The sequence below is a fragment of the Streptomyces sp. AcH 505 genome, assembly GCF_000818175.1.
GTDB lineage: Bacteria > Actinomycetota > Actinomycetes > Streptomycetales > Streptomycetaceae > Streptomyces.
Window position 1 is genome coordinate 2,309,991 of the sequence record NZ_JTIY01000001.1, and the last position, 5,906, is coordinate 2,315,896.

At 67.9% G+C, this 5,906-nt stretch carries 3 protein-coding genes; all 3 read left to right on the plus strand.

From position 1 onward, the window contains the following. The coding region (locus HY68_RS10660; protein WP_041987408.1) for a DciA family protein at positions 1 to 466 on the plus strand (466 nt) is incomplete at its 5' end. 305 nt (positions 467 to 771) lie between these two features. Then, the gene (gene gyrB / locus HY68_RS10665; RefSeq protein ID WP_041987409.1) at positions 772 to 2,910 is read left to right on the plus strand and encodes a DNA topoisomerase (ATP-hydrolyzing) subunit B; all 2,139 of its coding nucleotides are present in this window, start codon (positions 772 to 774) and stop codon (positions 2,908 to 2,910) included. Positions 2,911 to 3,045: 135 nt separating this feature from the next. Next, positions 3,046 to 5,646: a DNA gyrase subunit A gene (gene gyrA / locus HY68_RS10670; protein WP_041995647.1), complete on the plus strand. Its 2,601-nt coding sequence runs from the start codon at positions 3,046 to 3,048 to the stop codon at positions 5,644 to 5,646. The last annotated feature ends 260 nt before the right edge of the window (positions 5,647 to 5,906 follow it).

The window sequence follows — 5,906 nt, forward strand, 5'->3', positions numbered from 1 at the left end:
GCGCGCGGCGAAGGAGCAGGCCCGCGCCCGCGGGGCGGCGGCCCAGCAGAAGAAGGACTCGCGCAGGGGCGGCGGGCTGCGCTCCGGGGCGCGTGCGGACGGGCGTGACCCGCTGCCGCTGGGCGCGGCGATCAACCGGCTGATCACGGAGCGCGGCTGGGAGACCCCGGCCGCGGTCGGCGGCGTGATGGGCCGGTGGCCGCAGATCGTCGGGGGCGACGTCGCCAACCACTGTGTGCCGGAGCGCTACGACGAGGACGAGCGGATCCTGACCGTGCAGTGCGACTCGACGGCCTGGGCGACGCAGCTGCGGCTGCTGACGCCCCGGCTGGTGGCCCGGCTGAACGAGGACCTGGGGCACGGAACCGTACGCGTGATCAAGGTGCTCGGCCCGCAGGGACCGCCGCAGCGCTACGGCCGGCTCCGCGCGCCGGGCAGCAAGGGCCCCGGCGACACGTACGGCTGAGCCGGCCGCCGGCCCTGCCGCCCCCGCCGACCTCCGACCGCCGTCGGCTTCGCCCGGCGACCCCTGTGTGACCTGGGAAGACGCCCGGGAAGATTGAGGCGTCCCTCACCGTGGCGAGAGGTTGACAGTGCGAAGCGCTCAATGCCCGTGTGAGCCTCTTGGAGCCCCGTCCCGAATATGGGGAGTCGGAGGGCGCTGATTCAGGGCGGCACATGCGGACTCAGGTACCCGCAAACCCCCATTCGGGTCGGCGCTACCGGTAGACTGATGGTAAATCCCGCTGTGCTTGCGGGAACCGTCAACAGATGCTGACACAAGCCGAACGACGCAGCCGCTCCCGCTTGCACGGAGAACGGCCTGCGCTGTGCCAGAAAGGGCGCTTCGTGGCCGATTCCGGCAACCCCCATGAGAAGACACCGTCCGCTGCGACCGGCGAGCACGGCGAGGTGACTGCCTCGTACAACGCCAGTGCGATCACCGTGCTGGAAGGGCTGGACGCGGTCCGCAAGCGGCCCGGTATGTACATCGGCTCGACCGGTGAGCGTGGCCTTCATCACCTGGTGTACGAGGTCGTCGACAACTCCGTCGACGAAGCGCTCGCCGGGCACGCGGACACCATCGACGTGACGATCCTCGCCGACGGCGGGGTGCGCGTGATCGACAACGGCCGCGGTATCCCCGTCGGCATCGTGCCGTCCGAAGGCAAGCCGGCCGTCGAGGTCGTGCTGACGGTGCTGCACGCGGGCGGCAAGTTCGGCGGCGGCGGCTACGCCGTCTCCGGTGGTCTGCACGGCGTCGGTGTCTCGGTCGTCAACGCGCTGTCCTCGCGGGTGTCCGTCGAGGTCAAGACCGAGGGACACCGCTGGACGCAGGACTACAAGCTCGGCGTTCCGACGGCTCCGCTGGCGCAGAACGAGGAGACGGACGAGACGGGCACGACCGTCACGTTCTGGGCCGACCCCGACGTCTTCGAGACGACCGAGTACTCGTTCGAGACGCTGTCGCGCCGCTTCCAGGAGATGGCCTTCCTCAACAAGGGCCTGACGCTGACGCTGACGGACGAGCGCGAGTCGGCGAAGGCGGCGGTGGCCGCGGACGTCGCGGGCGCCGACGCGGCGGCCGAGGAGGCCGCTGCCGAGCAGCAGGCCCGTACGGTGACGTACTTCTACGAGGGCGGCATCGTCGACTTCGTGAAGTACCTGAACTCCCGCAAGGGCGAGCTGATCCACCCGACGGTCATCGACATCGAGGCCGAGGACAAGGACCGGCTGCTCTCGGTCGAGATCGCGATGCAGTGGAACGCGCAGTACAGCGAGGGTGTGTACTCCTTCGCCAACACGATCCACACGCACGAGGGCGGTACGCACGAGGAGGGCTTCCGCGCGGCGATGACCGGTCTGGTCAACCGCTACGCGCGCGAGAAGAAGTTCCTGCGCGAGAAGGACGACAACCTCGCCGGCGAGGACATCCGCGAGGGTCTGACGGCGATCATCTCGGTGAAGCTGGGCGAGCCGCAGTTCGAGGGCCAGACGAAGACCAAGCTTGGCAACACCGAGGCGAAGACGTTCGTGCAGAAGATCGTGCACGAGCATCTGACGGACTGGTTCGACCGCAACCCGAACGAGGCGGCGGACATCATCCGCAAGTCGATCCAGGCCGCCACGGCCCGGGTCGCCGCCCGTAAGGCGCGGGACCTGACCCGTCGCAAGGGGCTGCTGGAGAGCGCCTCGCTGCCCGGCAAGCTGAGCGACTGTCAGTCCAACGACCCGTCGAAGTGCGAGATCTTCATCGTCGAGGGTGACTCCGCCGGCGGCTCGGCGAAGTCCGGCCGTAACCCGATGTACCAGGCGATCCTGCCCATCCGCGGCAAGATCCTGAACGTCGAGAAGGCGCGGATCGACAAGATCCTGCAGAACACCGAGGTGCAGGCGCTGATCTCGGCCTTCGGCACGGGTGTGCACGAGGACTTCGACATCGAGAAGCTCCGCTATCACAAGATCATCCTGATGGCGGACGCCGACGTCGACGGACAGCACATCAACACGCTGCTGCTGACGTTCCTGTTCCGCTTCATGCGCCCGCTGGTCGAGGCCGGCCATGTGTATCTCTCCCGGCCGCCGCTCTACAAGATCGGCTGGGGCAGGGACGACTTCGAGTACGCCTACTCCGACCGGGAGCGCGACGCCCTGATCGAGCTGGGCAAGCAGAACGGCAAGCGGGTCCGCGAGAACTCGATCCAGCGCTTCAAGGGTCTGGGCGAGATGAACGCAGAGGAACTGCGGATCACCACGATGGACATCGACCACCGGGTGCTCGGCCAGGTCACCCTGGACGACGCGGCCCAGGCCGACGACCTGTTCTCGGTGCTGATGGGCGAGGACGTCGAGGCCCGGCGCTCCTTCATCCAGCGCAACGCCAAGGACGTCCGCTTCCTCGACATCTGAGTCGGCCTCAGCTGACGGATTCGACAAGGCCGAAAGGAACATTGACCAGCAATGGCCGACGACAACGCCCCCCACAACGCTGACAACGCCGACGAGGCGGGTACGCCTGACTCGTCGGCGAGCCCGACCCCCGGTATGCCCGGCTCCCCTGTCGTCTCGGAGACGGTGCAGGTGGAGGGTCTGGCCCTGCGCGTCGAGCCGGTCGGGCTCGAGACGGAGATGCAGCGCTCGTACCTCGACTACGCGATGTCCGTCATCGTCTCGCGAGCGCTGCCGGACGTACGGGACGGTCTCAAGCCCGTGCACCGCCGCGTGCTGTACGCGATGTACGACGGCGGCTACCGGCCCGAGAAGGGCTTCTACAAGTGCGCCCGCGTCGTCGGTGACGTCATGGGTACGTACCACCCGCACGGTGACTCGTCGATCTACGACGCGCTGGTGCGCCTGGCGCAGCCGTGGTCGATGCGGATGCCGCTGGTGGACTCCAACGGCAACTTCGGCTCTCCCGGCAACGACCCGGCCGCCGCCATGCGGTACACCGAGTGCAAGATGATGCCGCTGTCCATGGAGATGGTCAGGGACATCGACGAGGACACCGTCGACCTCACCGACAACTACGACGGCCGTAACAAAGAGCCTGTCGTGCTGCCGGCCCGTTTCCCGAACCTGCTGGTCAACGGCTCCGCCGGGATCGCGGTCGGGATGGCGACCAACATCCCGCCGCACAACCTGCGCGAGGTAGCGGCCGGTGCGCAGTGGGCGCTGGAGCACCCCGAGGCCAGTCACGAGGAGCTGCTCGACGCGCTGATCGAGCGCATCAAGGGCCCCGACTTCCCCTCGGGCGCGCTGGTCGTGGGGCGCAACGGCATCGAGGACGCGTACCGCACGGGCCGCGGCTCGATCACGATGCGCGCGGTCGTCGCCGTCGAGGAGATCCAGAACCGGCAGTGTCTCGTCGTCACCGAACTGCCGTACCAGACCAACCCGGACAATCTCGCCCAGAAGATTGCCGACCTGGTCAAGGACGGCAAGGTCGGCGGGATCGCCGACGTCCGTGACGAGACGTCGTCGCGCACCGGCCAGCGGCTGGTCATCGTCCTGAAGCGGGACGCGGTCGCCAAGGTCGTCCTGAACAACCTGTACAAGCACACCGATCTGCAGAGCAACTTCAGCGCGAACATGCTGGCGCTGGTGGACGGCGTGCCGCGCACCCTGTCGCTGGACGCGTTCATCCGGCACTGGGTGACGCACCAGATCGAGGTCATCGTCCGCCGTACGCGCTTCCGGCTGCGCAAGGCCGAGGAGCGGGCGCACATCCTGCGCGGCCTGCTCAAGGCGCTCGACGCGATCGACGAGGTCATCGCGCTGATCCGGCGCAGCGACACGGTCGAGACCGCGCGCGAGGGCCTGATGGGCCTGCTGGAGATCGACGAGATCCAGGCCAACGCGATCCTGGAGATGCAGCTGCGCCGGCTCGCCGCGCTGGAGCGGCAGAAGATCGTCGCCGAGCACGACGAACTTCAGGCCAAGATCAACGAGTACAACGCGATCCTGGCATCGCCGGAGAAGCAGCGGCAGATCGTCAGCGAGGAGCTGGCCGTCATCGTCGACAAGTTCGGCGACGACCGGCGCTCCAAGCTGGTGCCCTTCGACGGTGACATGTCCATCGAGGACCTGATCGCCGAGGAGGACATCGTCGTCACGATCAGCCGCGGCGGCTATGTGAAGCGCACGAAGACCGACGACTACCGCTCGCAGAAGCGCGGCGGCAAGGGCGTGCGGGGCACGAAGCTGAAGGAGGACGACATCGTCGACCACTTCTTCGTGTCGACGACCCACCACTGGCTGCTGTTCTTCACCAACAAGGGCCGCGTCTACCGGGCGAAGGCGTACGAACTGCCCGACGCGGGACGCGAGGCCCGCGGCCAGCACGTGGCCAATCTGCTCGCTTTCCAGCCGGACGAGCAGATCGCGGAGATCCTCGCGATCAGGGATTACGAGGCCGCCCCGTATCTCGTTCTGGCCACCAAGGCGGGACTGGTCAAGAAGACCCCGCTCAAGGACTACGATTCACCGCGGTCGGGGGGTGTCATCGCGATCAACCTCCGGGAGACGGAGGCGGGTGGCGACGACGAGCTGATCGGCGCCGAGCTGGTGTCCGCCGAGGACGATCTGCTGCTCATCAGCCGTAAGGCGCAGTCGATCAGGTTCACCGCGACGGACGACGCCCTGCGGCCGATGGGCCGTGCCACCTCTGGTGTCAAGGGCATGAGTTTCCGTGAGGGAGACGAACTGCTCTCGATGAATGTGGTCAGGCCCGGTACCTTCGTCTTCACGGCGACGGACGGCGGGTACGCGAAGCGGACCCCCATCCGGGAGTACCGCGTCCAGGGCCGTGGCGGCCTGGGCATCAAGGCTGCGAAGATTGTGGAGGACCGCGGGTCTCTCGTCGGAGCGCTGGTGACCGAGGAAACGGATGAGATCCTCGCCATCACGCTGAGCGGCGGTGTGATTCGCACGCGAGTCAACGAAGTCAGGGAGACGGGCCGTGACACCATGGGCGTCCAACTGATCAACCTGGGCAAGCGTGATGCCGTCGTCGGTATCGCTCGTAACGCCGAGGCAGGCCGAGAGGCCGAAGAGGTCGACGGGACCGATGACCCGGGGACCGAAGAGGCCACAGCGGCCGATGCCGTCGAGGGCACGGAGCCTTCGGCCGGGGAGCACGAGGAGTAAAGCGTGAGTGGAGCCACGGGCGCCGGGTCGGCCGCTTCCGGAGCGAACGGTGCCCGTGGCCCTGCCACGGACTCCCAGGGGGTTACGGTGACGGACAGTCGGGGGCAGCAGCCCCCGTACGAGACGTACGGCGCTGAGCAGTCGCAGCAGGCGGGACCTCAGCCGTACCACCCGCCGCAGGCGTACGCAGCGCCGCAGGGCGGGACTCAGGGCGGGACCCCGACGTCGGGCGGTCAGTCCGGCAGGCACGGCGGCGCCCA

Excerpts from the sequence above, each read along its gene's own strand:
- gyrA (WP_041995647.1), top strand. The coding sequence starts at position 3,046 with ATGCCCGGCTCCCCTGTCGTCTCGGAGACGGTGCAGGTGGAGGGTCTG.
- gyrB (WP_041987409.1), top strand. The coding sequence starts at position 772 with ATGCTGACACAAGCCGAACGACGCAGCCGCTCCCGCTTGCACGGAGAA.